Below are 25,711 nucleotides of genomic sequence, written 5' to 3' on the forward strand. Positions count from 1 at the left end.
TGCCTCAATATGTTTAAGTGAAATAATCGCCGTGCTTCAGCATTGGAGAGAACGTCAAAAAACTATACAGGAGGGCTGACGTTGCAAGTTAAAGCAGCAGTAGCTTACAGCGCAGGTAAGCCGTTGACGATTGAAACCGTTCAACTATCGGGGCCACAAGCCGGGGAAGTGTTAGTTGAGGTTAAAGCCACCGGGGTTTGCCACACCGACGCCTTTACCTTATCTGGTGACGATCCCGAAGGTTTGTTTCCGGCAATTTTAGGACATGAAGGTGCTGGTGTGGTAGTAGAGGTAGGTGCTGGTGTCACCAGCCTCAAACCAGGGGATCACGTGATTCCCCTCTACACTCCCGAATGCCGTCAGTGCGAATATTGCCTAAGTTTTAAAACAAATCTTTGTCAAGCTATTCGCCTAACTCAAGCACGCGGTGTCATGCCCAATGGCACCAGTCGCTTTAGTATTGATGGGCAGATGATTCATCATTACATGGGTACATCCACTTTTGCCAACTATACAGTGCTGCCGGAAATCGCCCTGGCAAAAATTCGGGAAGACGCCCCATTTGATAAAGTTTGTTACATTGGCTGTGGTGTGACTACTGGTGTTGGTGCAGTCATCAATACTGCCAAGGTGGAACCGGGAGCAAATGTTGTGGTTTTTGGCTTGGGTGGTATTGGCTTAAATGTCATCCAAGCGGCGCGGATGGTGGGAGCGAATATGATTGTCGGGGTGGATCTTAATCCCAGCAAACGCGCCTTGGCAGAAAAGTTTGGCATGACGCACTTTGTCAATCCCCAGGAAGTAGAGGGTGATTTAGTTCCCTATCTGGTTGATTTAACAAAAGGCGGTGCTGATTACAGTTTTGAATGTATCGGTAATGTCAAAGTTATGCGTCAAGCATTAGAATGCTGCCATAAAGGTTGGGGCGTCAGCGTGATTATCGGTGTTGCTGGTGCTGGACACGAAATCAGTACTCGTCCTTTTCAATTAGTAACTGGGCGCGTTTGGAAAGGTTCGGCATTCGGTGGCGCTAGAGGACGTACAGATGTGCCGAAAATTGTTGATTGGTATATGCAAGGTGAGATAAACATTGATGATTTGATTACCCATGTGATACCGATTGAGCAAATTAATGATGCTTTTGAATTGATGCACAAAGGTGAATCAATTCGCAGTGTGGTGACTTTTTAGCTGTTAGATTCAACGCTTTTTCTCAAAACACAATTAACTGTAAGAGCGAACAGATGTAATTCATGTCAACTTCAGCCAGCACACGAGAGAAAATCCTCGTTTCCAGCTAGAGGCTGGAAATGCATTAAGAGCGGCTCTGCCGCCAATTCATGAGGCGGAGCCTCACAACACGCATTCCCAACCAGAGTCTGGGAACGAGAAACGAGAAAAACCTGGAGTTGACACCAATGCACATCTGTGCGCCTTTACTATCAAAACTTACGCAAAAATTGCTAAAAAGCTTAATTTATCGAACCGCCATCTCTACGAGAGGCTTCCGCCAACGCGCAGCGTCTCGCAGAGAAGACGCCTTCTCTACGAGACACTACGTGAACGCGCAGTGTCTCGTTGGCGTAGCCTCTCGTAGAGAAGAGAAGAATTCGTAGAGTGTGCGTAAGTCCTAACTATAATTAGGGAAAGTTCACCAGGTTTTGAATCCACTATGCAGACACCACAAACCGGACAACCTGCGGTAAACCTGATGCCAAACCTCTACGAAAATGATTTTTATACTTGGACTCAAGAACAGGCTAACCTTCTGCGTCATCACCAATGGAACCAGCTTGACTTGCCCAATTTAATTGAGGAAATCGAATCTTTGGGAAGAAAGGAACGCCAAGAATTGAGAAATCGTCTTAGTATATTAGTTGGACATTTGCTCAAATGGGAATATCAACCAAAGCAACGGAGTCGTAGTTGGTTAGCGACAATTAGAGTCCAACGACGGGAAATTCTCAAGTTGATGAGCGAAAATCCTAGCCTAAAACCTTACCTTGAAGAAGCACTCCAGGAATCCTATGAAAACAGTAGGGATTTAGCATCAGGAGAAACAAATCTACCACTCTCAACTTTTCCCAAGCAATGCTTATATCCTTTTGAGGAAATTCTGAGCGATCGCTTTTATCCGGGTGAGCCTGTTACAAATGATTTAATGGATTGACTTTTCCCCAGTCTAAAGATGCAAGTAGCAAAATTTCTTAACTTGATAATACCCCATCAAAGTATCGATCAATTTCTGCCGTAAGTTTTTTGAAGTCCACAGGCTTGGTCAAGTGGCATTTAAAACCAGCCTGAAGCGCAAGTTCCCTATCCTCTTGGGCACCGTAGCCGGTGAGCGCAATCAGAATTGAGCGAGTAAATTTGGAGTCTTTACTCAGTTCCTGTGCAACGGCGAATCCATCCATCTCAGGAAGTCCGATATCACAAATAATCACATGAGGCTCAAACTCTCTTGCAGTTTGTACCCCTAAAATTCCATTGTTGGCAATGGAAACTTCATGCCCGAAGTACTCAAGCACTGCTTTTAATGTTACGGCTGAATCGTCATTATCTTCGATGACTAAAATCTTCAACGATTTTTTAGCTGCCTCTACAATCTCTAGGTCGTTATCCAAGGCTGTAATCTCTTCGCATACAGGGAGAGTGACTTTGAATTCTGCTCCCAAATTGATCCCTCTACTTGAGGCTTCAACATGACCACCATGAAGTTCGACAAGACTTTTGACTACCGATAGTCCCAGACCTAGCCCGCCCCTCGAACGGTCTAAACTGCGATCGGCCTGGGTAAACGGCTCGAATAGTTCTGGTAACATTGTCGGGTCTATCCCTATGCCTGAGTCTCTTACAGATAAGACCGCTACACTACCTGAGCCATTCTCACCTGGAATCAATGAGAGATCCACCCAGATCGTCCCATCTGGCTTTGAAAACTTTAAGGCGTTCTCAAGAAGGTTCCGAAAGACTTGGAAGAAACGGGTGGAGTCAACATCAGCCCACACAGGCGTGTTTGGCAGGTCTTGTACTACGGTAAGGTTCAATCTCTTTATTGCTTGTGCATGGTCATTGAGACTCTGGCGAATCAAATCTACCAGATTAAACTTCTCAAGGTTTAATGAAATCTTCCCGTAGGTGATGGACGATACGTCGAGTAGCTCATCGATCAATTTCGAGAGGTGTTTAATCTGGTGTTGCATCATTAAGACTGTTTCTCCGACTGCGCCAGTCTCTCCCAGCTTCAACTTGAGAAGCTGAACCCCGTTTGAGATCGGGGCAACGGGATTTCTCAGCTCGTGAGCTAGCATCGCAATGAATTTGTCTTTAAGCGCGTTTTGGTTCGTAAGTTTCTGGAAAAGTTGAACGTTCGATATCGCAACTGCCGTAGTGTCGGTCAAAATCTCAAGCAGTTCTATCTCTTCGGGCGTAGCTCGGTGTAGTGTACTCCAGTAGGCTCCGATCGCACCCAGTGGATCAGAAATCCTTATGGGAACCATCACTAAACTTTTGACAAAAGTCACTTTATATGCATCAAGAGGAATTCGAGCATCCTGGTAAATGTCCTCAATCACGGCTGCTTGTTTATTGAGCATTGCCCAACCGGAGATGCAAGACTTGAGTGGAAAACGCATACCTTTCCAAAGTGGCCCGATGGCGTTTTCATCAACATAGTGGCAACATTCACCATCCCGCAGTACAAAAGTTACTCCATCAGCATTCGTGAGATCCCGAGCCGCCAAACGCACAATCTCAATAATTTCCTCAATAGTCCGCACACAAGCCAAATCCTTCACAACCGAAAGTAGCCTATTGTAAGACGAAATGCTATAGCTCTGATGCGAATTCTGTTCTTGAGAGATGGAGGTTTGTAATATATTTTTCATAAAGAACTCCGAACAAAAGGGAAGTCTGGGTAAAAACTCAGGTAAAGTGGGTAGGTTTCAGCAGACACATAATCTTAATCGTAATCTTAACTTTGATGTTAAGAGTACGACCTGTTACCGCATTTTTTGTTCTCCTCTTTATGAGTATAAATATCTTTAAGGCTGCTGGGTAAATATTCAGTATTTATGTAAGAATAATCCAACTTATACTGTTTAATATAGCGGGTGAACCTAGTTAGTAAACTCGTTATTTAGGCGTAGCAGTTACGAGAGAATGCAATATATGTTACCGATAGGGCTTACGTAGTGTCTCCAAGAGAAGCTCTCAACTCTTGGAGAGGCGGCGCCAACGAGTCTTGGAGCGTCACAGTTTGTCTTAGACATTGCTTATGGACATTAATAGAACTTACGCACCATAACGAAATTACCTGATTGCGAGCGAAGCGTCTCGTAGAGAAGCAATCTCAAACCTTGATTTTACATTCTTAGTACGTAAGTCCTAATTATTTCCTCAACGCAGACAAATTATCTGGCAATCGATAGATAATACTCAAATCGCTCCCGAAGTTGTTTAACTGTCAAATTTTGAGTCCAGTACTCCACTAGGGCGTGACCAAATGCCCAGGCGTTGCGATCAGGTGAAGCGGAGTTTTCCAGCAGTAGCGGCCAGAGGGATACCAATTCAAAGTTGAGCGAGTTAGAGTTGCTTGTATTCAAGAGCGAGAAAAGCTCATATCCCATTTGGAGTTTGCCAATTACAATCGGCAACTGTTCGACGGGAATTTGCTCTGCCAGCATATAGGCTAGGGCTGGAGATCCGGTTGAGAGGGTAGAAACAAACTGGAGGACGGGACTTTTGAGCAATGCCGTTAGTCCCTGTGTTGTCGTCATCTGGAAAGTATAGTGGTCGATGATTTTGGCTGCGGCGATGGTGCGGGCTTCGAGGTTACGCAAAAAGCGGGCGAGACGGAGTTGCTTGGTAGGTGCGATCGCATCCACTAATCCCAACGATAGCGCCTCCACTCCCCAAGCGATTCTACTTGTTTTGCTGTCACCTGTAACCACAGGTAGAACTAGATTACAGAAGTTTCCCAGCAGTTTGGCGCGATACTCAGTGGCTTCGCGAATCGCAATTTCTTTGGAGCGATCGCCCCATTCCCAATCATAAGGCGGTTGCCATTCGCGGATGGGACGTAGACGATCTACCTGGGTAACGATCGCGATCGCAGGTAAATCTGCAACTTCTGCTTTCATATCTTGCAGAAAGTCTACATCCATTTGTAGTGCAGGATCGAGAGCAGGGGTAGCTAACAGCAGCAAATCTGCATTGATGGCATAATCAAGCACTAGGTCTCGGAGAGCGGCACGGTTGACTTGTTCATAACCAGGTGTATCCCAAAGCGTTAGGGTTTCCCCACTTTGAGTTTGCCATTGATAATTCTGAATGCGATCGGTACTGGGTAAAACATCTACCTCTGCTAAATCCGCCTGAAATAGTGTGTTAATCAGGCTACTTTTTCCCGACCCTGTGCGCCCCACCAGCAGAATATTCACAGGTTTTTGCTCAACTGCCTCGGCTGGTTGAGCTTGAGTCAGGATTTCTCGGAGTGTTTGGGTTTTTACCTTGGGTAGAGTTGGGGTGGAAACAGCGGTTGCTGAAGCTGGTAATGTCCCACGTCCGTAGAGAGCGATCGCCTGTCGGCATAAGTTTCTCAGGGCAGCTTCCCGGAATAACTGGCTCAAATTCCCTAATAATTGCTGAGTTGCCTGGTTACTAGAACCCTGACTGACTTGTTTTGCTACCGCCGCCACCGGATTTAAGACCCACTGTGCCCAGTTCCAAGCTTTCCAGAATTTCCGAGCCGATGGTTCCAACTTCCGGTAGACCTCGTATCCTTGGTATGCTTGCCCAACCGTTACCTGATTAAGGACAGGGGATAACTTCTGCATCCACTGATCCATGTCATCCACCGTTCCCCGAATCAGCCCATAAGCTTGGGGGACGTAAATGTTCAGCAGGGGATATTGAATTTGAGGATTGTAGATACGAGCGATCGCTACAACCAAATCCTGGCATCGCGTCCAAAAAGTTTGCCAGTCTTCCCAAATCGGGCGATCGCTTTGTGCTGCTTGCAGAATCTCTTGAAGGGCGGTTTCTGCAAGCTTTGTGACATCACTTCCCACTGGTGACCCTACTGTATCCTCTGCTGTCGATTCCAGTTCTTCGCGGACTTGGGTTAATACAGCTTCCACTTGGTTAACAGCAGGTTGAGTCCATTTTACCAACAGCCAACGCCAACCCACAAATAAAAGGGTGAATACACCCCAAATCCAATTAATGCCCCACACATGAATTTGTGAACCAGCGGCTACCAGTAAAAAAGTGATGATGAAAGCGATCGGGATTGCTAAGACGACCCACTGCCACGGTTTTAATCGCACCATTGCCCTATACCTGCCTTGATTAGACTTCTTATATTGCTATTGTCGATCTAATTATCTTGTGGTGAGTTCTGGATTACTGCGTGTATTAAAGTGTAAGAATTTGCTGGTAATAGCTTACACTGGCTGCTAATTCATATGATCTGTTGTGGTAAAAGTGGAGATTTGCCTACCTTTAAGATAATATTTACGTGAATAAATCACAAAAAACTGCCTTGTGCGCGTTGAATTATGCTTGTAGATTTTACAGTTGAAAACTACCGCTCAATTAAAGAACCTGTAACCCTAAGTGCGGTTGCTCAAAAACAAAGCGATCGTCAAACAAGCCAAAGCAGCAAACGCAAACGGGTGAAGTCAGATCATGAAATTGCACCTGGATATCATGTTGAAGGGTGGGACATTGAGATTTTACCTGTTCTGGCAATTTTTGGAGCTAACGCGTCAGGCAAGAGTAATGTTATCCAAGCTCTCGATTATTTATTGCTTATGATGTCTCACGGCACACAGGAAGCGGTGAAATTCCAGAGAATCTTTAAATATGGAAAACTAGATCCTTTCAAGTTAGATAGCATCTCTGCTCAAAAACCTACAAGGTTTGAATTAAGAGCTTTATTCGATAATAATATTTATACTTATTCACTAGTAATTAATCAAAATCAGATAATTTCAGAAAACTTAGACTATGCTTTAAACACAACTAAACGGACTCGTCGTTTATTTAATCGCCAATGGGATGAAGTTAGTAAAAAGTTTATATGGAAAACTGGTGATTATTTTGCTGGTTCTCATAATCAACTCCAGGATAGTATTAGAAAAAGTGAGTTATTTATTAGCACATTATTAAAGCTAAAAGTAGATGTCGTTGAGTCTCTTATCCGCTGGTTAAAAATTCGCTTTATTGGAATTCATTTGGGAAATGAAAACTATGATATTACCCCGAGCACATTACTGCAAGGTACTGAGAGTTCCATATTAAATGAAATTATTGAAGAAGTATTGCCAATTTTACAAAAATTTGACACTGGACTATCAACAATCAAAATTGAAAAGAAATATGATGATCCAAATAACTACAATATATTTGCTATACATAATACCCATGAGGGTGGTTTAGTCGCCTGGCTTTTTGATGAAGAATCTCTTGGAACGCAACGCTTATTTAGTTTAGTATTTCTGATAGTAGTAGTTATGAAAACAGGAGGATTGATAATTGTTGATGAATTAGGTACAAATATTCATCCTAATATTGTAAGAATTATTATTAGAATATTTCAAAATTCTAAAACAAATCCAAAAAGTGCTCAACTGATTTTAACTAGTCATGATAACACGTTACAAAGAAACAACTTGTTACGACGCGACCAAATTTGGTTTACACAAAAGCGCTCTGATCAAAGCACTGAGTTGTATCCCTTGACTGATTTCCATGTGCGAAATGATTTGGCAATTGATAAAGCTTATTTAGATGGTCGTTTTGGGGCCGTTCCATTTCTCCCATCTGAAGAGGAAATGATTTTACAGGGTGATGAGCAGTGCCAAGAAAGTTAAATCGTCGCCCACCTAGCAGAAATATTGCTCAGAAAATACTAATTGCTTGTGAAGGAAGTAAAACAGAACCAATTTATTTCAATAGTATCCGCAATGAATTACGTTCGCCAACTTTAGATATTATTGTATTGCCTCATCAAAACAGAACTGATCCACGTAGTATTATTGAAAGACTCATCGAAGAACGACAGCAGAGGAAAGATAACCAGCAGTGGAGTAAAGAAGATAAAGCTTGGGCTGTTTTTGACGGAGATGAGCATATTGAAAAAAGTTTGGCAAATTGGCAAAGTGCAATAAATCGAGCTAAAAGTCAAAAGATTAATCTGGCAATTACAAATCCTTGTTTTGAACTCTGGTATCTAATTCACTTTCAAGACCATTTTGCACAAATTACTCGTGATAGGTTAGTTAATTTGCTTGAAATGCATATACCCGACTACGACAAATCAATGTGCTTGTATCCAACACCATTGAAATCGTTAACTGAACAAGCGATTCAACGTGCTGAGAAGATGGCAAAGCAGATAGAACGTAATGAATTATATGAGCATTCAAATCCCTGCTGTAGTGGCTTGGCTAAACTGATTAGTAGTTTATTAAGTTTAAAGAATAGTTAGAGAAATTACTTAAAATTATTTTAATCAGCTTTATATAATTAGTGCGTGATTAAAAAATGGTGGTTGTTCACGCGTCGTGGCTTTATTTGAAGAATTTATGCGATCGCTAATGAAATAGTGATAAATTTAATAATTACATAGGGTAGTTTTAAAAACAAGCCGAACTTGCAAAAGTCCGGCTGAGTTTAATCAATCTTCTATACGCAGTAGCTTGCGGTAAAACGGTTGTGAAAAATCGGTCGCACGATGACGTTTATAGTTGTCCATAAGTTCAATTAAAAAATTAATAAACTCAAAACTGGCCATCATCAGTTCGTAACTTAGATCAGCGTTGCCATCAAACTGGATTCGGCAACGCGTTAAGTCTGAGGGTAAAGTAGCAACATTCCAGGAGGCGACAAACGGGACATGCTCACTGGCTTCTATCTTCCGCTGTCCCTCCAAGACCCCTTTTTGATAGAGACTGATGGCATAGGGTAAGAAATTACGCCTAGCGCCCTGAATATAAGGTAAGTAAACACTGGCTTGTTGTTGAGTGACAGGCTGGAGTTGCTCAATAGACATAGTTAAATATTCCTCAAGTTAGTTAGCAACTGGGATATTAGCGTTCTTTTATTACTCTCATTAGAGAATATTTAAAACCTTGTTTCTCCGTGCTTTGTTCCAAACAAGGATTTTTTTTGGTTTTGCCGATAAAGCGGTCAGCATCTTATTTTTCTCTCCTCAGAGATATAAAAGAGCGTTAGTAGCTCTTAGTAGTATTCCCAAAAAATGTGTCTAAAGCACACAGTAGGGGAGCAAGGGAAGAAGAACTATTGACCGATACCTCATGCCCAATCTCCCATAAATGAAGTTACTGCTAAGAAATATTAAAATTTCGGTTACAATGATGCAGCATTAACTTTATCGAAGCTGGGGGCAATAACACTAAAAATCCTCACTGGAAAGTGGTGGATGTCGTTATTGCTATTGCTGGCAACGACAAACTGCTGTTACCTTGTGATCACTTTTCCTAATCTGGAGTTTCCATTAGTGAAAGTCCGACTTTACAAGCTTCCTACCCAAGTGGTTATCAAAGGAATTAAGCCTCTGTCTAAGAGTAGCAAAGGTGGTTAACATAAGGTAATTAAGCACAGTGGCGGTGAAAACAAAGGTAGTCCCAGCGGCTTGTAGCTTAGAGATAGCGGGTATTGCAGTTTGCCCATTTCGATTAATATCGGGAAAAGTAGCTTGGGGATATTTGTCCGTAAAATTACTAACTGTAGACAAATACTGGTTTTTAAATCAACTAACTTATGCCAGCGAATTCCTGGCCCGAAGAAGATTCTTATCAAGAGCTTGATTCGCTCAACTCCTTGTTGTCTGACCTATCAGTAGATGAGGAGTCAGCGTCTGAGACAGAACCTGTGTCTCTAACATCCCAGTTTCAAGGTCGTAGACGCAAAGCAGCTCTAGTCTTGACTATCGTCTGGAGTGGCACGATCGCTCTACATTTAGTTTCTTGGGCTTCCATATTTATTCTTGGACTGACCACCATTCTAGGATTTCATGCCTTGGTGGTAGTGTTTGCTAAATCCCGTCGCTATCCAAAAGAAATACAGGGAGATTTGCCCTTTGTATCTATGCTAGTGGCTGCGAAAAATGAGGAAGCAGTAATTGCTAAATTAGTCAATAATCTTTGTAACCTGGAATATCCAGGTGGGCAGTACGAAGTATGGATAATTGACGATCACAGCAGTGATAGCACGCCACATTTATTAGCAGAACTAGAACAGAAACACGAACAACTGAAAGTACTAAGGCGTTCAGCAGAAGCTAGTGGTGGCAAATCGGGGGCGTTGAATCAAGTATTGCCACTGACAAAAGGTGACATTATAGCAGTATTTGATGCTGATGCCCAAGTGACACCAGACTTGTTACTACAGGTAATACCTTTATTTCAAAGAGAAAAGGTGGGGGCGGTGCAGGTGCGAAAAGCGATCGCCAACGCTAAAGAAAACTTTTGGACTAAGGGTCAAATGGCAGAAATGGCACTTGATACCTGGTTTCAGCAACAGCGGACTGCCCTTGGTGGTATTGGCGAACTGCGGGGCAATGGTCAATTTGTCCGCCGTTCAGCCTTGGAAAGCTGCGGTGGCTGGAACGAGGAAACCATTACCGATGATTTGGATTTGACAATCCGCTTACATTTAGAAAAATGGGATATTGAGTGTGTTTTTCATCCAGCAGTGCAAGAAGAAGGAGTGACAAGTGCTGTTTCACTCTGGCATCAGCGTAACCGTTGGGCAGAAGGCGGATATCAACGCTATTTGGATTATTGGGATTTAATTCTCAAAAACCGCATGGGATGGCGCAAAAGCTGGGATTTGCTGATTTTTATGCTGATTATGTATATCTTGCCGACAGCAACAGTACCAGATTTACTAATGGCGATCGCCCGTCATCGTCCACCAATGTTAAGTCCGATCACAGGCTTGTCCGTTACTATGTCGATGGTGGGGATGTACACAGGTCTAAGGCGGATACGTCAAGATCAGAAATTCCCACTTTCTACATATTTTCTGATGCTGGTGCAAACCCTGCGTGGCAGTTTATATATGTTGCACTGGTTAGTGGTCATGAGCAGTACTACTGCCCGCATGTCGGTAAGACCAAAGCGCTTGAAATGGGTGAAAACCTTGCATACGGGGAATGGGGAATAGTCCCTAACGGAGAATTTAAAATTTAAAATGCAAAATTAGCAAAAATAATTTTGCATTTTTTTATTCATCATCAACTTCTGATTCCTCTACCCACTCAGGTGTAGTTATAGAATCGGAGAATTGTGTTGAATCCTCTGCAAAGCGGATAATTTGTCCGTTGAAGAATTCTGCTAGACGTTGAGCTGCGATCGCTACTTCGTCAGGTTCCCAATCAGCTGTGGGTGTTCGCTTTGGCGCTGTAGGCAAAGCGAACACCCCATTTCCATTTGGCCCATTTTCATTTACACCATTTCCATTCCTTGCTACCGGCTCGGTTTTTACTGGTGCTGTTGCCGGTGGTTGAGTTGCTGGCTGTGGTACTGGCGCTGAAGGTGGAATTTGCTGGTTGTAACTGGGAGTAGGCGGTTGCTGAACGCGAGTAGAGTCTTTTGGCGGAGGAGCTTTTCTAGCTGAGGTAGGAGTTACAGAGCCTACTTGTTCCAGATTTACCTGAACTTCATGCTTAAAAGTCTGCTGGAAAGCTGCCTTCATCATCGGCAGATCAGATTTAAGTGTTTCATACCATTTAGAACCTTTGACAGCAATACGCGCTACAGTACCGTTAAACTCTATTAGCTGGCACATTTGCCCCAATAAAGCTTGTCTGGAAGGCATCGGAAAATTAGCACGCACCTGTTGCCAAACCTGAGTTAAGTCATATTCTGCTTCTTCAACAACTTCTGAAGTTACTGGTTCGATTTTCGCAGGCGGCACAGGAACAGATACAGGTTCTGGGGTTGGTGGTGAAACTGAGTTAGCAGCAGAATTGTGATTTGTTTGCCGTTCAACTGCGGCAGATGAAGTGATGGGCTGATTTTGAGCAGCTGCTAGGTGAGAATTGTGATTTGTTTGCCGTTCAACTGCGGCAGATGAAGTGACGGGCTGATTTTGGGCAGCTGCTAGGTGATTGGGAGATGCAGAATTATGATTTGTTTGCGGATCAGCTAGAGGTAAAGAAGAGACGGCGTGATTTTGGGCAACTGCTGGAGGATAGCTTGGAGATACAGCAGGTGTGTTAACTCGCGGCGCGACACTTGGGGCTTGTGGGTGAATATTCGTCGCACTCGGTAACAATCCTAGTAATGTTATCTCTAACCACAAACGCGGCTGGGTGGTATTTTTAATTTGCACTTCAGCTTCTCGCAGGTGTTTCTGTCCTGCCAAAATCGCGCTCATATCGAAGTATTGGGCAAACTCAACCAGCGCTGTCCAGGTTTGCTGAGTACAAGCAACCAAATCGTGGCGGTTGGGTGCTGTTCTGGCAATCAGTAAATCGCGGTAAAAGGCGGCAAGATTTTGCAGAAGAGTTAGCGGTTCTCGCCCACGATCTAGAATTTTATGGGTACAGTCCAGAACTGCTTCGGGTTTATCTTGAGCGATCGCATTTAAAAGCCCCAGTAAGTCCTGTTCGCTCACTGTCCCAACCAAATCCCAAACTCTATCCGGTGTTACTTCACCCGCTAACAAACCCAATTGGTCAAGTAGACTTTCGGCATCCCGCAACCCTCCCTGAGCAAGTTGGGCTACCAGGGTTACAGCATCGTCTGAAATATGAATGTTTTCTTTAGAGGCGATCGCACTTAAATGCTTGACCATCGCTTCTAACTGAATGCGTCTAAAATCAAACCTTTGACAGCGCGAAATAATTGTTGGTAACACCCGTTGCGGGTCTGTTGTCGCCAATACAAAAACCACATGTCTCGGTGGTTCTTCTAGTGTCTTTAGTAGCGCGTTAAATGCCTGGGTACTGAGCATGTGGCATTCATCGATTACATAAACCTTGTAGCGGCACTGCACAGGAGCAAACTGGGCTTTTTCAATTAACTCGCGGATATTATCAACACCAGTATTACTAGCGGCGTCAATTTCAATTACGTCTAAGGCATAGCCCTTGGTGATCCCCTGACAAACCTCACACACGCCGCAGGGTTCAGCAGTCGGCTTGTCACTTTTGAGACAATTGAGGGATTTAGCCAGAATCCGGGCGCTAGAAGTTTTCCCCGTACCTCTGGGCCCAGTGAATAAATAGGCGGGGGCGATTTTGGATGTGCCGATCGCGTTCGTGAGGGTAGTAGCGATCGCCTCTTGACCCACCAGTTCAGCAAAACTTTTGGGGCGATATTTGTGGTGCAGGGGTTCGTAAGACATGAAAATATAGACTTCAATGCCTTTCAAAGTTAATTACTAGCACCGAGTCGAGTTTAGGATTCAACTATTTTAAACTCTCGTACCTGCTTTGTTTGTCGATTTTGCCATAGCGGAAGACTCAACTAATGCCGTAAATTTTGGCACTCAGGAAACTTGCAGCCAGAGCATATCCTCTACTATGATTTCAAGATCAATGTATGGGAATTATAGCATATCATTTAGTACGTTTGTTCTATATAGAAAAATTGGGAGTGGGCAAGAATAACTATTGCTCAATCAGGACTTACGCACTCAGATCCCCCAACCTCCTTAAGAGGCTAGGGGGATCTACGTTTCAGGCTTCAGTGCGTAAGTCCTATATATACTCAAACTATACTTAGAACAGAAACGCAATTCTTTAAGTGTTTATACTGTAGTTTAAAAGAGAAAGTATCGTTAGATTTACATAAACTACAAAAAAAATGCCTTTTAAAACTACTCCTAATAACTTGTGACTTGGAGGCTGATGCTACATAAACTAACATTTTGAGATTTCTTTAGTTAAAGATTTTCAGGCGTTGCATAACAGTAGCAATTGTATAGTATTTGTCCTTATTCTACAAAGAATCAGGACGCTATTTCCGTTTGCTTTTAAATAGTAAACAGTCAGCAATATTTAATCAGTAAACCAAAAATTTTCCAAAACATGAATTACAGACGGACTCAACTGCTTTTTATTGATGCGACTGTTAATGATATTGAGACTTTATTACAGGGGGTTTTACCTGGTATTGAAGCGCACGTCCTTTCTGGTGAGCAAGATGGTGTAGCCCAAATTTCCCAAATTCTGCAAAACTGGCCAGAAGTTAATACACTTCACATTGTTTCTCACGGTTCACCAGGTTGTCTGTATTTGGGTAACAGTCAACTTAGTCTTGATACCCTGAATATTTACACATCTCAGTTGCAAAGTTGGTTAAGAGATGGACTGACTTTGATGCTCTACGGTTGTAATGTTGCAGCCGGAGATGCGGGGGAAGAATTTGTTAATAAATTGTACCAGTTAACAGGGGCAAATATTGCTGCTTCTGAGAGTCTGACAGGGAATGCAGCTTTAGGGGGAAATTGGGAATTAGAAATAACATTGGGTAACGTTACCACAAGTAAAGCTTTTACCCTTGAGGCGATGGTAGCTTATGCAGGGGTTATGCCCAATTTAAACTATGTACTTCAACCAGCCAATACAGCTTTTATAGATATTAGTGGAACAGGTTCATTTATAGATATAAACGATGTTGATGATCAAATATTTGACTTACCCAGTTTACCTTTCGCCTTCAATTTCTATAACGTTGATTATACAACTGGTGTACGAGTAAGCACCAATGGGACAATCTACTTCGGTGAAGGTACTACTACTTTTACCAATACAAGTTTACCAACGAGTGACTTTAGTGCACCTTCTCTTATGCCTTATTGGGACGACTTATATGGTATATCTGGAGCTGGTCATAAAATTTACTATCAAACGATTGGCAGTCCTGGTAATCGCAAGTTCATTGTTCAATGGAATGCAGGTCACTACGATTATCGGTCTAATACCTCGATTGGTTCTATTAGTTTTCAAGCTGTTCTCTACGAAGGGACTAATAACATTGATTTTGTCTATAATGACGTAATTTTCGAGAACAGTAATGGCATTAATGACAGAGGCGCTTCTGCTACCATTGGTGTTCAAGAAAATGAAAGCAATGGAAGTCAGTATTCTTTTAACTCTTCTGTTCTCAACAATGGTTCAGCAATCGGTTTAACAAGAAACAATTGGCCTACTTTCACCGGAACAGCAGCCACCCTCAGCAATGGCACAGAAGATACCGCTTATGCCATCACTGCCGTTCAACTCTTACAAGGGTTCACCGATGTTGACAATGATACCCTTTCCGTTTCTGGATTAACTGCTACCAATGGCACTCTGACTGACAATGGCGATGGAACTTACACCTTTAACCCTGCTGCTAACTACAAGGGTACAGTTAGCCTTAACTACAACGTCATCGATGCCAAGGGTGGGATTACCCCCGCAACTGGCACCTTTAGCCTAGACAGGGGAAATGATGCGCCTACCTTCAAGCTTTCAAAAATTGCGGATGATATCTTTAAAATCTCTAATAGCAGTAGCAAATCAAAACTTCAAGTTACTCTCACCGGACAAAGCTCTAATCTTGTAAATGAACTAGGAGTGTTTACCGTTGACGATGCTCAAGGTAATATCAATGGTATTGCTCCAGGCGCAGCAGGTTATGCCCAAGCAGCTTTAGACCGAGCTAAGGTAATTTTCTCTGCTATTGCCAATCTTCCCAATGGGTTTAATACTGACAATTTGACACATCTGTTGGAATTTAACTCCGGTGATAACCTCAGATTTTATTTGGTGAAAAATAGCACAACTGATGCTATACGGGCTGGAATAAGTCCATTCACAGACATACTATTTTCTGATCCTTTAACGCAAAAGATTACAGACTTGGGGAATGATGACTTTTCCCTTGCGTGGAAAGATGGCTCTGGTAATAACGCTGCTGACTTCAGTAATCTGGTGGTAAAAATTCAGTCCACAAATGATTCATTACCTCTGGGTACAAATCTGCAAGGAAACCCCCAAGGAGAAGTGATTGATTTGCGCGGTGTCACAAGTCAGGTAAAAGCTGATTTTGTGGTCAACAGAGAAGCAGCTTTCAAGAATTTCATCGGCTTCTATCAAGTAGCTGATGAGAATGGTGGCGTTGACACCAACGGAGATGGCAAAGCAGATATTCTCACCGGACAGGCTGGTTATACTGAAGCCGCAGTTCGTGGGCGGGTTGCAGGCATTGACTTGACAGTTAATAATTAAGGTAGTGCAACTTCCACAGGAACTTTCCAGCCAGGTTCTATCTTTGCACCATTTATTATTACTAATGGTACGCCTGATGTTTTACTTGATAGCAATCCAAATAACGATCCAGCAGTTTACTTCCCATTCTTGGGAGCTAACGTTGATAAAGTAGATCACATTCGCTTGTTAGGGAATAATGTTTTTGGCTTTGAGGATTTAGCAAGTGGTGGTGACAAAGATTTCAACGATATGATCGTGCGAGTCAATCTGACTATCGCCTAGTCTAAATTATTAAACATCGCCTATACTCAGTCGAGCCGATGTTAAGCAATGTTGTTAAGCACCATTGGTTTAAGTAAGTGAGCGTGAATAATTAAAGGTTTGTAGTAGGGGCTAAAGCCGAATGGCACTGAGTTTAGTTATTTGTTGAGGCAAGCAGGGGGTGCAGGGGAGCAGAAGGAAAGTTGCAGTAAGTCTTTCCCCTCTGCCCAATAATTCGACGCCGCTCAGTACAAGTGCCCAATGCCCTAGAGGAAAAAAGAGATTTTCTGTCTATACATACATTTTATTGACTGAACTAGCGCCATAGTCCAGTGCGATCGCTACAATTTTAGGATAAGCAATATTCGATGGTGCAGCAGATGCTCAAGCGGCTATTTCAATGGCTCAAAAAGCTTTTTCAGAGCTTGTTTGGTGGAAAACAGGCTGCCTCAAAATCTAGGGGGAATGTGGAAAAAGAACCAGCACCACCCCTAAGCGATACGGATCTGGAATTTCTCTTCACAGAGCTATTGCAAGGAGTACATCAAGCACGAGGGGAAGTATGGGCGCAAAAGTGGCTGCATAATATTGAACATCGGATTACAACTGAAGACTGGGTTGAGTGGTTAGGGCGCTTTGGTGAAAGATTGCTAGCATCACCTACACCCAATAATGAAATAGCTGCGCGGTTGGTGCAACTGGGTGAGTTGGGCATCGGAGAAATTGGAGATGTTGCCTATAGTATCGGGATGCAGTTGTTGACACGCAATCAAGGTGAACCAATTTGGGAATATGAGGGGCCAGATGCTGTTAGCACTACTTTGCCATCTGAGCCAACCGACCCAATATTAGAGTCAGCAGATGCGCCAGAAAACCTCCCGGAGGGAGAATACCAAACTGTCACCCTAGAACAGTTGTTTGTGATGTTGCAGGAGGATGAAAGCTTACGCCAGCAGATTGCTCAACAGCTTGCCGTTGAGACAGATGATCCCCAAGTGCTTGTGCAGGCATTGATTAATCAATTATACCCTGCTGGTGAATCGACTACAGAGCAAACAGAAAATTAGTTGAATCTGGGAATTGTAACGTTGTAATGCTGTACTCTTGAAGTTTTGTATATTTTTTGCTAACCTGCGACGAAAGCGCTATCCGGATCTAATTAGTTTTTACGTAATTGATGATTTTTTTAACACAACGATGGCTACAATCTAGAAAAACAAAATCCAAGAGTGTGGCAGATGCTCAGGCGGATATCACAGTCGCTTAAAAGGTTTTTAAAGCGCCTCATTAAAAGTAAGCAGACTAGTTCTCTCAAGCGTGGGAGAAGACACAATCTGGTGGAGATACTACCAGAACTAACCAATGCGGATCTGGAACAATTGTTTATCCAATTGCTAGAAGGCGTGCATCAAGCACGAGGACAACAGTGGGCATTGAGGTATCTGCAACGGGTCGAAAATCGCATTCCGGCTGAACGCTGGATAGATTGGTTGGTGATGTTTGGTGAAAGCTTGCTAGCTTCACCGACGCCGAATCCTCTGTTAGCAACACAGATGGTGCAATTGGGGGAACTTGGTATTGGCAGAATTGGAGACATTGCCTATGACATTGGCATCCGGCTAATGCAAAACTCACCCACACAGATAGAGGATGAGGAGAATCAGGCGCAAGATGGCACAGAATCCACTCCTGGGCAAGAACTGATCCGCAATTTAGGCGAACAGTTATGGGAATATGATCAGCCAAATGTAATAGAAACTACTCCTGGGCAAGAACTGATCCGCAATTTGGGCGAGCAGTTATGGGAGGATGATGAGCAAAATGTCGTAGAAACCAATGAAGAAATTCTCCTAACTACACCTGGGCAAGAGCTAATCCAAAGCTTAGGTGAGCAGTTATGGGAATATGATGTTCCAGATGTTGAAGCAATAACGCCAGCGCCCGAAAATGCCTCTTCTGAGGAAAGATTGACCAAGAATTTAGAGGAACTGGTATTGGAGTATGAACGAGAAGATGCCCAAACTACAATAAGAGAAAATCTCCCTGTCCCCGCAGCGGAAGATTCAATCACCTCATTAGCCGAACTGAAGTTCGGTGATGAAGAGAAAGTTACTTCAACTAAGACACCAGCAAATCTCCTTTCCACTAGACAAAGAACTGAATTAGCAACGTCTGACTCAGTGGAAACCTGGGATAACACTTTGACCAATTTAGAGCCAAATGTAGCAAATACCTTAGATGAGTTGTGGGTGAGATTGGATCAAAGTACCAATTTAGTCCAGCAACTTGCTTCTAACTTGGCAGTTCAAAGCAGCAATTCCCCTGGTATTATTGAGCGACATAGCGATAATCCGATTACCCAGGCTCAAACGTGGTTTTATCAAGGTCTTCAGCAAGCTAAAACAGGTGATTTGTTAAGCGCGATCGCATCTTATGACCAAGCCATCGAACTGCAACCAGAATTTTCCGAATATTGGTTTAACCGAGGCTTGACGCTGTTTCATTTAGAACGTTTTGATGAAGCGATCACATCTTACGAAACCGCCACAGAACTGAAACCCGACTACTACAAAGCTTGGTACAACCGGGGTGGAACTCTCGGAGAATTAGGATACTTTGAAGAAGCGATCGCTTCTTTTGACAAAGCCATAGAAATCAAGCCAGACTACCAAGAAGCTTGGTCTAGCAAGGGTTTGGCGCTGCTGAAGTTAGGTTGGCTACCAGAAGCTATTTCCAGTTATGACCAAGCGCTCCATCTGGAACCAGAAGACCAGGAAAACTGGTATCACCGAGGCATAGCCCTAGCTGTAAGCGAACAATTTGCAGAAGCGATTATATCTTACGACAAAGCGCTAGAAATTGACCCAGACTACCACGAAGTTTGGATAGACCGGGGTGTAGTCCTGTTTAATTTAGGAAGGTGGTCAGAAGCGATCGCTTCCTGGGATAAAGCACTGTCAGTTCAAGCCGACTTCTACTTAGCTTGGTACAACCGGGGTATAGCGTTAGACAATTTAGGACGCCGCATTGAAGCGATCGCCTCCTATCAACAAGCGATCGCCATTAAACCCGACTTCCACTTAGCTTGGTATAATCAGGCAGTAGCACTGTTTTATTTAGAACAATTTGCTGAAGCGATCGCCTGTTATGACAACGCTTTGCAAATTAAACAAGATTATTGGGAAGCTTGGATTGGTCGTGGAACCGCCGTCGGCAACTTAGTGAATGCTGACGGATTGCTGAATTTGTCGAGTAGTATAACAGCAACAAATCCCGCCTTACAACAGGGCGGCTACGAAGGAAAATTAGCCAGCTACGAAGAAGGGTTAAAGCATCTGCGGACAGATACCCACCCAGAAGGTTGGGGTAGATTACATGTTGCGATCGCTAATACTTACTACGACCAAGGCAAAAAACATACCAATACGCGCGATTATTGGCGCAAAGCTGCATCTGAGTATCATCAGGCGCTGTTAACCCTGACACTAGAATATTTTCCGCAGTTGCACTTAGAGGTTTTGCAATCTCTAAGCAAAGTGCTGATGGGTTTGGGACAAACAACACAAGTTCAAGAATTACAGCAACGCGGCACAGATTTATTGCGACAATTATTGAGTGAAGAAACTCGCTCAGATGAAAGTAAAAAACAGCTAGCTTTGAAATTTACAGGCTTTAAGCAGTTGGCAGTTGATTTAGCTGTAGAGTCTGGTGATTTAGTTGAAGCCTGGGAAATTGCCGAACAAGGCAAAAATGCTTGTTTAAACTGGCTACTTTCTGGCTGGAATGATCAGATTTACTCACCTGATTATGGCGCAATTCAACAACTATTCAATCCCACAACAGCAATTATTTACTGGCATGTTAGTCCAGTCGCCTTACACACATTTATTCTTAAAGACCAAGCGCCATCACCCATCCTCCTGTTTACACCCATGCAAGATCCTGGGGCAATACCTTTAGGAGAAGACGCTATCCGTCTAAATGAATTGCCGCTACCCGAAGCAGTGCAACGCCTAATTGAATTTGAAAGTTGGCTAGAAGATTGGCATCAACAATACCAAGAATATCGCAGCACGGCCCAAGACAAAGAAAGTAAAAGCCAGCATTCTTGGCGAGTTGATATGGAACAGAAGCTAGTGCAACTGTATGACATCCTGAATATTTCCACAATTGCACAGGAACTCGAAGGCATCACCCAACTGGTTTTAATTCCTCACCGTGACTTGTACAGATTGCCCATTCATACCCTTTTCCATCTCTCTTCTCCATCCCAGGAAGAATTGCCGAATGTGGAATCAAATTTTACCGTCACTTATCTACCTAGTGCCCAAATAGGTTTACCAATAAAAACTGAAGAGATTTGGCAGTGGCAAAATCAGTTATTGCTCAGTGTTGAACATCCTGAAAGTGCAGGTTATCCCACACTAAAATTTGCCAAACTTGAGTCTGAAATTGTGAGCCAGATGTTCAATAATATTCAACGAATTCAGGGGTCTGAAGCTACGAAAAATATTGTCGAAAAGTCCTTATTTGATAATTACAACATATTTCATTTTACGGGTCGTGTCACTAATAATTTGGCTGAACCTAAAAAGTCAGAATTAGCATTAGCAGGAGAAGACAAACTTACTTTAGATGAAATCTGTCAACACAATCTAGCAAGTTACAACCTTATTACTCTGTCTGCGTGTGAAAATTTAAGTACTAGCAACCACACTATCAGCAGCGAATATGTGAGTTTAATGAGTGGTTTTGTGAGTCAGGGTGTTCCTCATGTAGTGAGTACTCTTTGGAGTGTAGAATCTTCAGCTAGTGCCTTGGTAATGATAGAGTTTTACCGAAGATTACAGCCTAATAAATCAGCAGTTACTGCCTTAGCTGAAGCAACACGATGGTTGAAAGAACTAACTGCTGGCGAACTGACAAAATGGTATGAAGATATCTTGAATAATCTGCATCCTGAGGAATTACGAATTCAAACTTATTTAGCGACACAGCTATATAGAAATAGTAAAATGGCATCAGACAAAAATCTTTATAATCATCCTTACTACTGGGCGGCATTCACGATTATGGGTAAGCCAAATTAATCCTTTGAAACTTAGTCAAAATAATTCATAAGGTCAATCTAAAATCGTAAGAATTCAGGAGTCAGAATAGTGGAAGAATCAGGAGCTAATTTACTTTACTCATGAATTTACTTGTGATATTAAACCTTCTATAAATTCTGACTTCTGAAACGGCAGTTGCTTCTCCTAAGGGAGACGCTGCGCGAAAGTCGGGGAACCCGCCCAATGCACTGCCTCCTCCTGAGTACTGAATTCTTATCTAAAATCCAAAATTGAGTCACCAACACTAAGGAGTGGAGAAGGCTTGAATCTAAAGTTTATAACTTTTAAATAAGCCTAATCTAACTCCCGGCGTCCTTCCAATGCCCTTGCCAGGGTCACTTCGTCGGCGTACTCTAAATCACCACCTACAGGCAAACCAAAGGCAATCCGCGTCACCTTAGTAAATGGTTTCAGTAGCTGACCGACATACAGTGTCGTAGTCTCCCCTTCCACACTCGGACTAATTGCCAGAATCACTTCTTGAGGTTTTTGCTGACTCACCCGCCGCTGCAAAGCCAGTATAGTCAACTGTTCTGGCCCAATTCCATCAATTGGCGAAATCACCCCACCCAAAACGTGATATTTGCCTTTGTACTCGCGGGTTTTTTCCAGGGCAATCACATCGCGGGGATCTGCTACGACACAGATAGTGTTGTTGTCACGGTTGGGATTGCGGCAGATTTCACAAACAGGTTCAGCCGATAAGTGAAAGCAAACAGAACACAAGCCTATTTGTTTTTTTGCCTCAATTAAAGCTTGTGCCAAAGCTTCAACTTCTGCTTCTGGGCGCTTCAAAATATGCAAAGCCAGTCGCTGGGCAGATTTGGGGCCAACTCCTGGCAAGCGTTGCAATTGCTCAATTAATCGTGCTAAAGGGCGTGCGTAAACCGTGGTTTTGTCTCCAAAATGTTTTTACCATAACTATGATGACACTTTTACAAGATTTTTTGGATTGGTTATTTAATATTCTGACCCGATGAATATTTATAGGATGACTTTTGTAATTCATGTGCTAGTTCAGATAATCCGCAGTCCTTTAAGTTTTGGTAAAAACTCTCGTCCTTTAGGGTACGGAATTTTGCAAGTGAACGTATTGCATCTTCTAGTTCTTTGACACGATTTAAATGGTAAGCCAAACTAGCTGCTTGCTCTATCACTATAGGATTGTACTCTCGGCGTATAAACTGTTTAGCTGACTCAAACGCACCTTCCAAATCTCCATTATCTTTCAAAGTTTCTATTGCTAAAAAGATAAGCGAACCTCCTAGCTGCTTCGGAGGAATATCTGGAATTAATCTCGCTGCAATCTCAGTTTGGTCTAACTTAAAAGCTGTTCTAGCTGCAATCAATTTTGCTTGTATTTGGATATCATCATCAAGTTCTTGATCCTCACACAAAGGAAAAACAACATCAAAACTTTTAGAATATTCTTCTAAATCTTCCAATATATCTGCGTAGCGTACAGATTGTTCTGAGTTAAGTTCTTCCCTTTGCCATAGGGGATCTATGACACGCACAGCTTTTTTCTTATCTTGTTTATCAAGCTTTCGCTCAGATAAATAGCTTTCTGCAAGAATTTGTTGTGCTTCTTGGTCAGTTGGTAATAGCTCAAGCAGTTCCCAACCAAAAGACCTTAATTTTTCTGTGTTCTCCCTTAACCTGAAGAACCGCATAGCAGCACGATATACATCTGGATGCGGATAGAGTGCAACTAGCTCTAAAACATCCTCTTCTGACTTTTCGAGTGAAGATGAAAAGAGCAAGCGACTACCTATTTGCTCAATCCCAGCCCGAATATTTTCACTAGAAAGTTCTAAATTCAATCCATAGAAGAGTCGTACATAATTGCTTACTAGTTCCTTATTACTGTCAGGATCAGCAATTGCCAAGAACTCTTCTTGTTCTAGATTCTCACAGGAAAACAAAAAGAACAGTTTAGTCTCATCTGTTTCAAAAATTTGGCAACATCTTTGCTTAAAGCTGTCTAAATCTTTAGGTTTTGGTACGCGTGATACAACAACTTTAACATCGATTGACTTTCCAAGCGCTTTGGCTACTGCACTTTGCTCAATCAGTCGCTTAATATGCTTGCTTACTTTAATACTTTCTGAACTCAAAGGAGACAGCATGACAACTTCATCAGGTAGCTGCTGTGTACAAATACCTGCTATTTCGGTAATGCCTGTACGGGAGTCTATAATCACAAAATCTGCCTGTAATTCTTTTTCAATCCGGGCAAGAAACTGTTGAAAAAACGCAACTCCATCACGTTCTTTAGAGAATAATAAATTCCAGTCAAGCTTAGTCAGCTTTCTGTAATACTCATCAGAGAGATACTGACCTGCTGGAATGAGCCACAAGGGTGAAGTTCTTTTTGAAGGAATTGGTACCTGAAGGCTTATTTGCTCAATGCTTCCTGGATCAGTATTTTGTTGCTGATAATCTAGGATGTAATCGAGGAGTCCTTTTTGATTAGCTGGTAATTCAAATCCAGAAAACTGGGCAAACTTTGCGTCTAAACCTGGTGCTTCAAGGTCAAAATCTACTAAAACAGTTTTTCGACCCAGTTTAGCTAGATAAAGTGCAAAATTTACTGCGGCCAGTGTTCTACCAACACCACCTTTATACGAATAAAAAGTAATTGTCTTCATGCCACACTATCCCTCCCCCAAGAACATCCTTGTCGATGCCGAACATGCTGTGCCTCAGAATATGTCTCTCTCTCTTTCGGTGAGATTAAGTTAAAATCTGGGGTTGGTACTTCGTTCACTAGCTCTGTGTCTTTAGCATCTTCAAATATTGTGTTGATGGCTGCCTCTACGTCTATCTTATCCACAGTCAGATTTGCTGCAATTATTTCAATCCGCTGCTTTTCTACAATAATCGCTGCCTCAAAATCTGCCCCTAAAGCATTTAAGTAGGCAAGTACTGAGTCAAATGTGTGATCATGATTGATGTCTTCCAACTTAGATACCCAACTTTGTCCCACACCAAACCGTTCACCCATTTCTTTTTGGGTAAGTCCAAGCCGCTTACGTACATTTCGCATTGCCTGAGTTAAAGCAAGCCGAAAAATCTCCTGACGCTCGACGAGACGATTCTCAGGTGTATCTTGGACAATTTCATTTAAGGAAGCCAAAGCATCGCCGCCTAGATGGGGATTATTGCTCATCTGTTTTATCCTCCTTCGCTACTACCAAATCTCGCCTTTGAGCTGCAATCTTAATTTGATTTGGTGGAGTTTTACGCCCCTTTTTCTTAAAAGCGTGCAGTAAAATTAGACGCTTAGGTGTTAAAGCACAGAGAAAGATACGGATATTGTTAGGAGTGTTATCCAAACGTAATTCATAAAGATTATCTTCTGTCTCTATTTTGTCTAAAATATCTGAACGCTCGACTAGTAAGACTAATCCTTTGTTTTTTAGATAGTAGAGGCGCTGTTGAAACTGCTTCAATTCGCCCTGAGTGAGCGAACGATCATTGAAAAACTCCTCAACTGGTTGAGTCCCGTCTACCTCCTGGTAGTAAATAATCTGCCATTCTTCACTCACCACAGGCTCCTCACACCCTGAACTAATATGCCATATTTGGAATATTAGTCGATATTACAATATTATCAACCTAAAAATTCGGTTGTCTTGATTGTCAGTGAGTTCAGTCGTTATACAGGTAGGCTATCAGTGCAGCAGTTTTGAGCCTATCGGGTTGGCGAGGTTAACTGTAAGGAGCGTAGGCGCAGCCTGCACTTCGACAAAGCTCAGTGACCACCGCAGGCATCGCTTTTTTGAGACACTGTAAAATTAAGTCAGACTGACAGAGATGATGTGAGCATGAAAACGCTAGCCAAATGGTCTGTGGATGACTATCATCGTATGATTTTAGCGGGGATTTTGCGCGATCGCAGTGTAGAGTTGCTAGCGGGCGAAATTGTGGAAATGACTCCAGAAACCCTAATTCATTACAGTTAGAGTCCGATGTATAACCACAGTTATACCCTTGCCATGAAGAGAGCAATTTCTGTTCCTGATGCCCTGTTCGAGGCGGCTGAACAATTTGCACAACGTATGGAGCTTTCCCGCAGTCAGTTAGTATGCAGTAGCAC

Annotated in this window: 15 protein-coding genes and 3 pseudogenes; 10 read left to right on the forward strand and 8 right to left on the reverse strand. The window is 42.7% G+C overall.

Annotated features, from left to right (window positions below; translation table 11 throughout):
• Nucleotides 1-81: 81 nt before the first annotated feature.
• Both V7K49_RS31140 and V7K49_RS31145 read left to right on the forward strand, forming a co-directional pair.
• A complete protein-coding gene (locus V7K49_RS31140) occupies nt 82-1,191 on the forward strand; it encodes an S-(hydroxymethyl)glutathione dehydrogenase/class III alcohol dehydrogenase (protein WP_335209090.1) in 1,110 nt (369 codons plus the stop codon).
• A gap of 481 nt (nt 1,192-1,672) precedes the next feature.
• Nucleotides 1,673-2,170, forward strand: a complete 498-nt coding sequence (locus tag V7K49_RS31145) for a DUF29 domain-containing protein (RefSeq protein WP_334866052.1) — start codon at nt 1,673-1,675, stop codon at nt 2,168-2,170.
• Nucleotides 2,171-2,207: 37 nt separating this feature from the next.
• Here V7K49_RS31145 and V7K49_RS31150 read toward each other — a convergent pair whose 3' ends face one another.
• Nucleotides 2,208-3,887 carry a hybrid sensor histidine kinase/response regulator gene (locus V7K49_RS31150; protein WP_335209092.1) on the reverse strand — a complete coding sequence of 560 codons (1,680 nt, stop codon included), beginning with the start codon at nt 3,885-3,887 and terminating at the stop codon, nt 2,208-2,210.
• Nucleotides 3,888-4,412: 525 nt separating this feature from the next.
• Entirely contained in the window at nt 4,413-6,332 is a 1,920-nt protein-coding gene (locus V7K49_RS31155) for a GTPase family protein (RefSeq protein ID WP_335209094.1), read from the reverse strand.
• A 228-nt stretch (nt 6,333-6,560) separates the two neighbouring features.
• Between V7K49_RS31155 and V7K49_RS31160 the strand changes: the two genes are divergently transcribed.
• Both V7K49_RS31160 and V7K49_RS31165 read left to right on the forward strand, forming a co-directional pair.
• Nucleotides 6,561-7,877 (forward strand): AAA family ATPase, encoded by a 1,317-nt coding sequence (locus V7K49_RS31160; RefSeq protein ID WP_335209095.1) that lies wholly within the window; start codon nt 6,561-6,563, stop codon nt 7,875-7,877.
• Nucleotides 7,862-8,494, forward strand: coding sequence for an RloB family protein (locus V7K49_RS31165; RefSeq protein WP_335209097.1), 633 nt, complete (start codon nt 7,862-7,864; stop codon nt 8,492-8,494). Before V7K49_RS31160 ends, V7K49_RS31165 begins: the two co-directional genes overlap by 16 nt.
• Nucleotides 8,495-8,683: 189 nt before the next feature.
• Here the strand turns inward: V7K49_RS31165 and ebsA are convergent, their stop codons facing one another.
• Nucleotides 8,684-9,058 (reverse strand): type IV pilus biogenesis protein EbsA, encoded by a 375-nt coding sequence (gene ebsA / locus V7K49_RS31170; RefSeq protein WP_334866044.1) that lies wholly within the window; start codon nt 9,056-9,058, stop codon nt 8,684-8,686.
• Nucleotides 9,059-9,789: 731 nt separating this feature from the next.
• Here ebsA and V7K49_RS31175 point away from each other — a divergent pair.
• Entirely contained in the window at nt 9,790-11,196 is a 1,407-nt protein-coding gene (locus V7K49_RS31175; protein ID WP_335209099.1) for a glycosyltransferase, read from the forward strand.
• A 60-nt stretch (nt 11,197-11,256) separates the two neighbouring features.
• Here V7K49_RS31175 and V7K49_RS31180 read toward each other — a convergent pair whose 3' ends face one another.
• Nucleotides 11,257-13,383: a DNA polymerase III subunit gamma/tau gene (locus tag V7K49_RS31180; protein WP_335209101.1), complete on the reverse strand. Its 2,127-nt coding sequence runs from the start codon at nt 13,381-13,383 to the stop codon at nt 11,257-11,259.
• A gap of 685 nt (nt 13,384-14,068) precedes the next feature.
• Between V7K49_RS31180 and V7K49_RS34825 the strand changes: the two are divergent.
• The 4 genes and pseudogenes from V7K49_RS34825 to V7K49_RS31200 form a co-directional block, all read left to right on the forward strand.
• Nucleotides 14,069-14,557: pseudogene (locus tag V7K49_RS34825) on the forward strand (DUF4347 domain-containing protein); the annotation flags it as partial.
• Between the two features lie 561 nt (nt 14,558-15,118).
• Nucleotides 15,119-16,519 (forward strand): annotated as a pseudogene (locus V7K49_RS31190) (cadherin-like domain-containing protein); the annotation flags it as partial.
• A 359-nt stretch (nt 16,520-16,878) separates the two neighbouring features.
• Nucleotides 16,879-17,565 (forward strand): hypothetical protein, encoded by a 687-nt coding sequence (locus tag V7K49_RS31195; protein ID WP_335209223.1) that lies wholly within the window; start codon nt 16,879-16,881, stop codon nt 17,563-17,565.
• A 171-nt stretch (nt 17,566-17,736) separates the two neighbouring features.
• Nucleotides 17,737-21,588, forward strand: a complete 3,852-nt coding sequence (locus V7K49_RS31200) for a CHAT domain-containing protein (RefSeq protein WP_335209103.1) — start codon at nt 17,737-17,739, stop codon at nt 21,586-21,588.
• Nucleotides 21,589-21,903: 315 nt separating this feature from the next.
• Here the strand turns inward: V7K49_RS31200 and recR are convergent, their stop codons facing one another.
• The 4 genes from recR to V7K49_RS31220 form a co-directional block, all read right to left on the reverse strand.
• Nucleotides 21,904-22,461, reverse strand: a complete 558-nt coding sequence (gene recR, locus V7K49_RS31205) for a recombination mediator RecR (RefSeq protein WP_273764321.1) — start codon at nt 22,459-22,461, stop codon at nt 21,904-21,906.
• A gap of 104 nt (nt 22,462-22,565) precedes the next feature.
• Nucleotides 22,566-24,260, reverse strand: coding sequence for a KGGVGR-motif variant AAA ATPase (locus V7K49_RS31210; protein WP_335209105.1), 1,695 nt, complete (start codon nt 24,258-24,260; stop codon nt 22,566-22,568).
• The gene (locus V7K49_RS31215; protein ID WP_335209107.1) at nt 24,257-24,781 is read right to left on the reverse strand and encodes a helix-turn-helix domain-containing protein; all 525 of its coding nucleotides are present in this window, start codon (nt 24,779-24,781) and stop codon (nt 24,257-24,259) included. The genes V7K49_RS31210 and V7K49_RS31215 overlap by 4 nt, the downstream gene beginning before the upstream one ends.
• Nucleotides 24,771-25,163, reverse strand: coding sequence for a type II toxin-antitoxin system RelE/ParE family toxin (locus V7K49_RS31220; protein WP_335209109.1), 393 nt, complete (start codon nt 25,161-25,163; stop codon nt 24,771-24,773). The genes V7K49_RS31215 and V7K49_RS31220 overlap by 11 nt, the downstream gene beginning before the upstream one ends.
• A 276-nt stretch (nt 25,164-25,439) precedes the next feature.
• Between V7K49_RS31220 and V7K49_RS31225 the strand changes: the two are divergent.
• Nucleotides 25,440-25,574, forward strand: a pseudogene (locus V7K49_RS31225) (Uma2 family endonuclease); the annotation flags it as partial.
• Nucleotides 25,575-25,711: the final 137 nt, after the last annotated feature.

The sequence above is a fragment of the Nostoc sp. genome, from assembly GCF_036919675.1.
GTDB lineage: Bacteria > Cyanobacteriota > Cyanobacteriia > Cyanobacteriales > Nostocaceae > Nostoc.

Bases quoted from the DNA above. Each gene is read 5' to 3' on its own strand.
- V7K49_RS31145 (WP_334866052.1), top strand. From the start codon at position 1,673: ATGCAGACACCACAAACCGGACAACCTGCGGTAAACCTGATGCCAAAC.
- V7K49_RS31150 (WP_335209092.1), bottom strand. From the start codon at position 3,887: ATGAAAAATATATTACAAACCTCCATCTCTCAAGAACAGAATTCGCAT.
- V7K49_RS31155 (WP_335209094.1), bottom strand. From the start codon at position 6,332: ATGGTGCGATTAAAACCGTGGCAGTGGGTCGTCTTAGCAATCCCGATC.
- V7K49_RS31160 (WP_335209095.1), top strand. From the start codon at position 6,561: ATGCTTGTAGATTTTACAGTTGAAAACTACCGCTCAATTAAAGAACCT.
- ebsA (WP_334866044.1), bottom strand. From the start codon at position 9,058: ATGTCTATTGAGCAACTCCAGCCTGTCACTCAACAACAAGCCAGTGTT.
- V7K49_RS31175 (WP_335209099.1), top strand. From the start codon at position 9,790: ATGCCAGCGAATTCCTGGCCCGAAGAAGATTCTTATCAAGAGCTTGAT.
- V7K49_RS31180 (WP_335209101.1), bottom strand. From the start codon at position 13,383: ATGTCTTACGAACCCCTGCACCACAAATATCGCCCCAAAAGTTTTGCT.
- V7K49_RS31195 (WP_335209223.1), top strand. From the start codon at position 16,879: ATGCTCAAGCGGCTATTTCAATGGCTCAAAAAGCTTTTTCAGAGCTTG.
- V7K49_RS31200 (WP_335209103.1), top strand. From the start codon at position 17,737: ATGCTCAGGCGGATATCACAGTCGCTTAAAAGGTTTTTAAAGCGCCTC.
- V7K49_RS31210 (WP_335209105.1), bottom strand. From the start codon at position 24,260: ATGAAGACAATTACTTTTTATTCGTATAAAGGTGGTGTTGGTAGAACA.
- V7K49_RS31215 (WP_335209107.1), bottom strand. From the start codon at position 24,781: ATGAGCAATAATCCCCATCTAGGCGGCGATGCTTTGGCTTCCTTAAAT.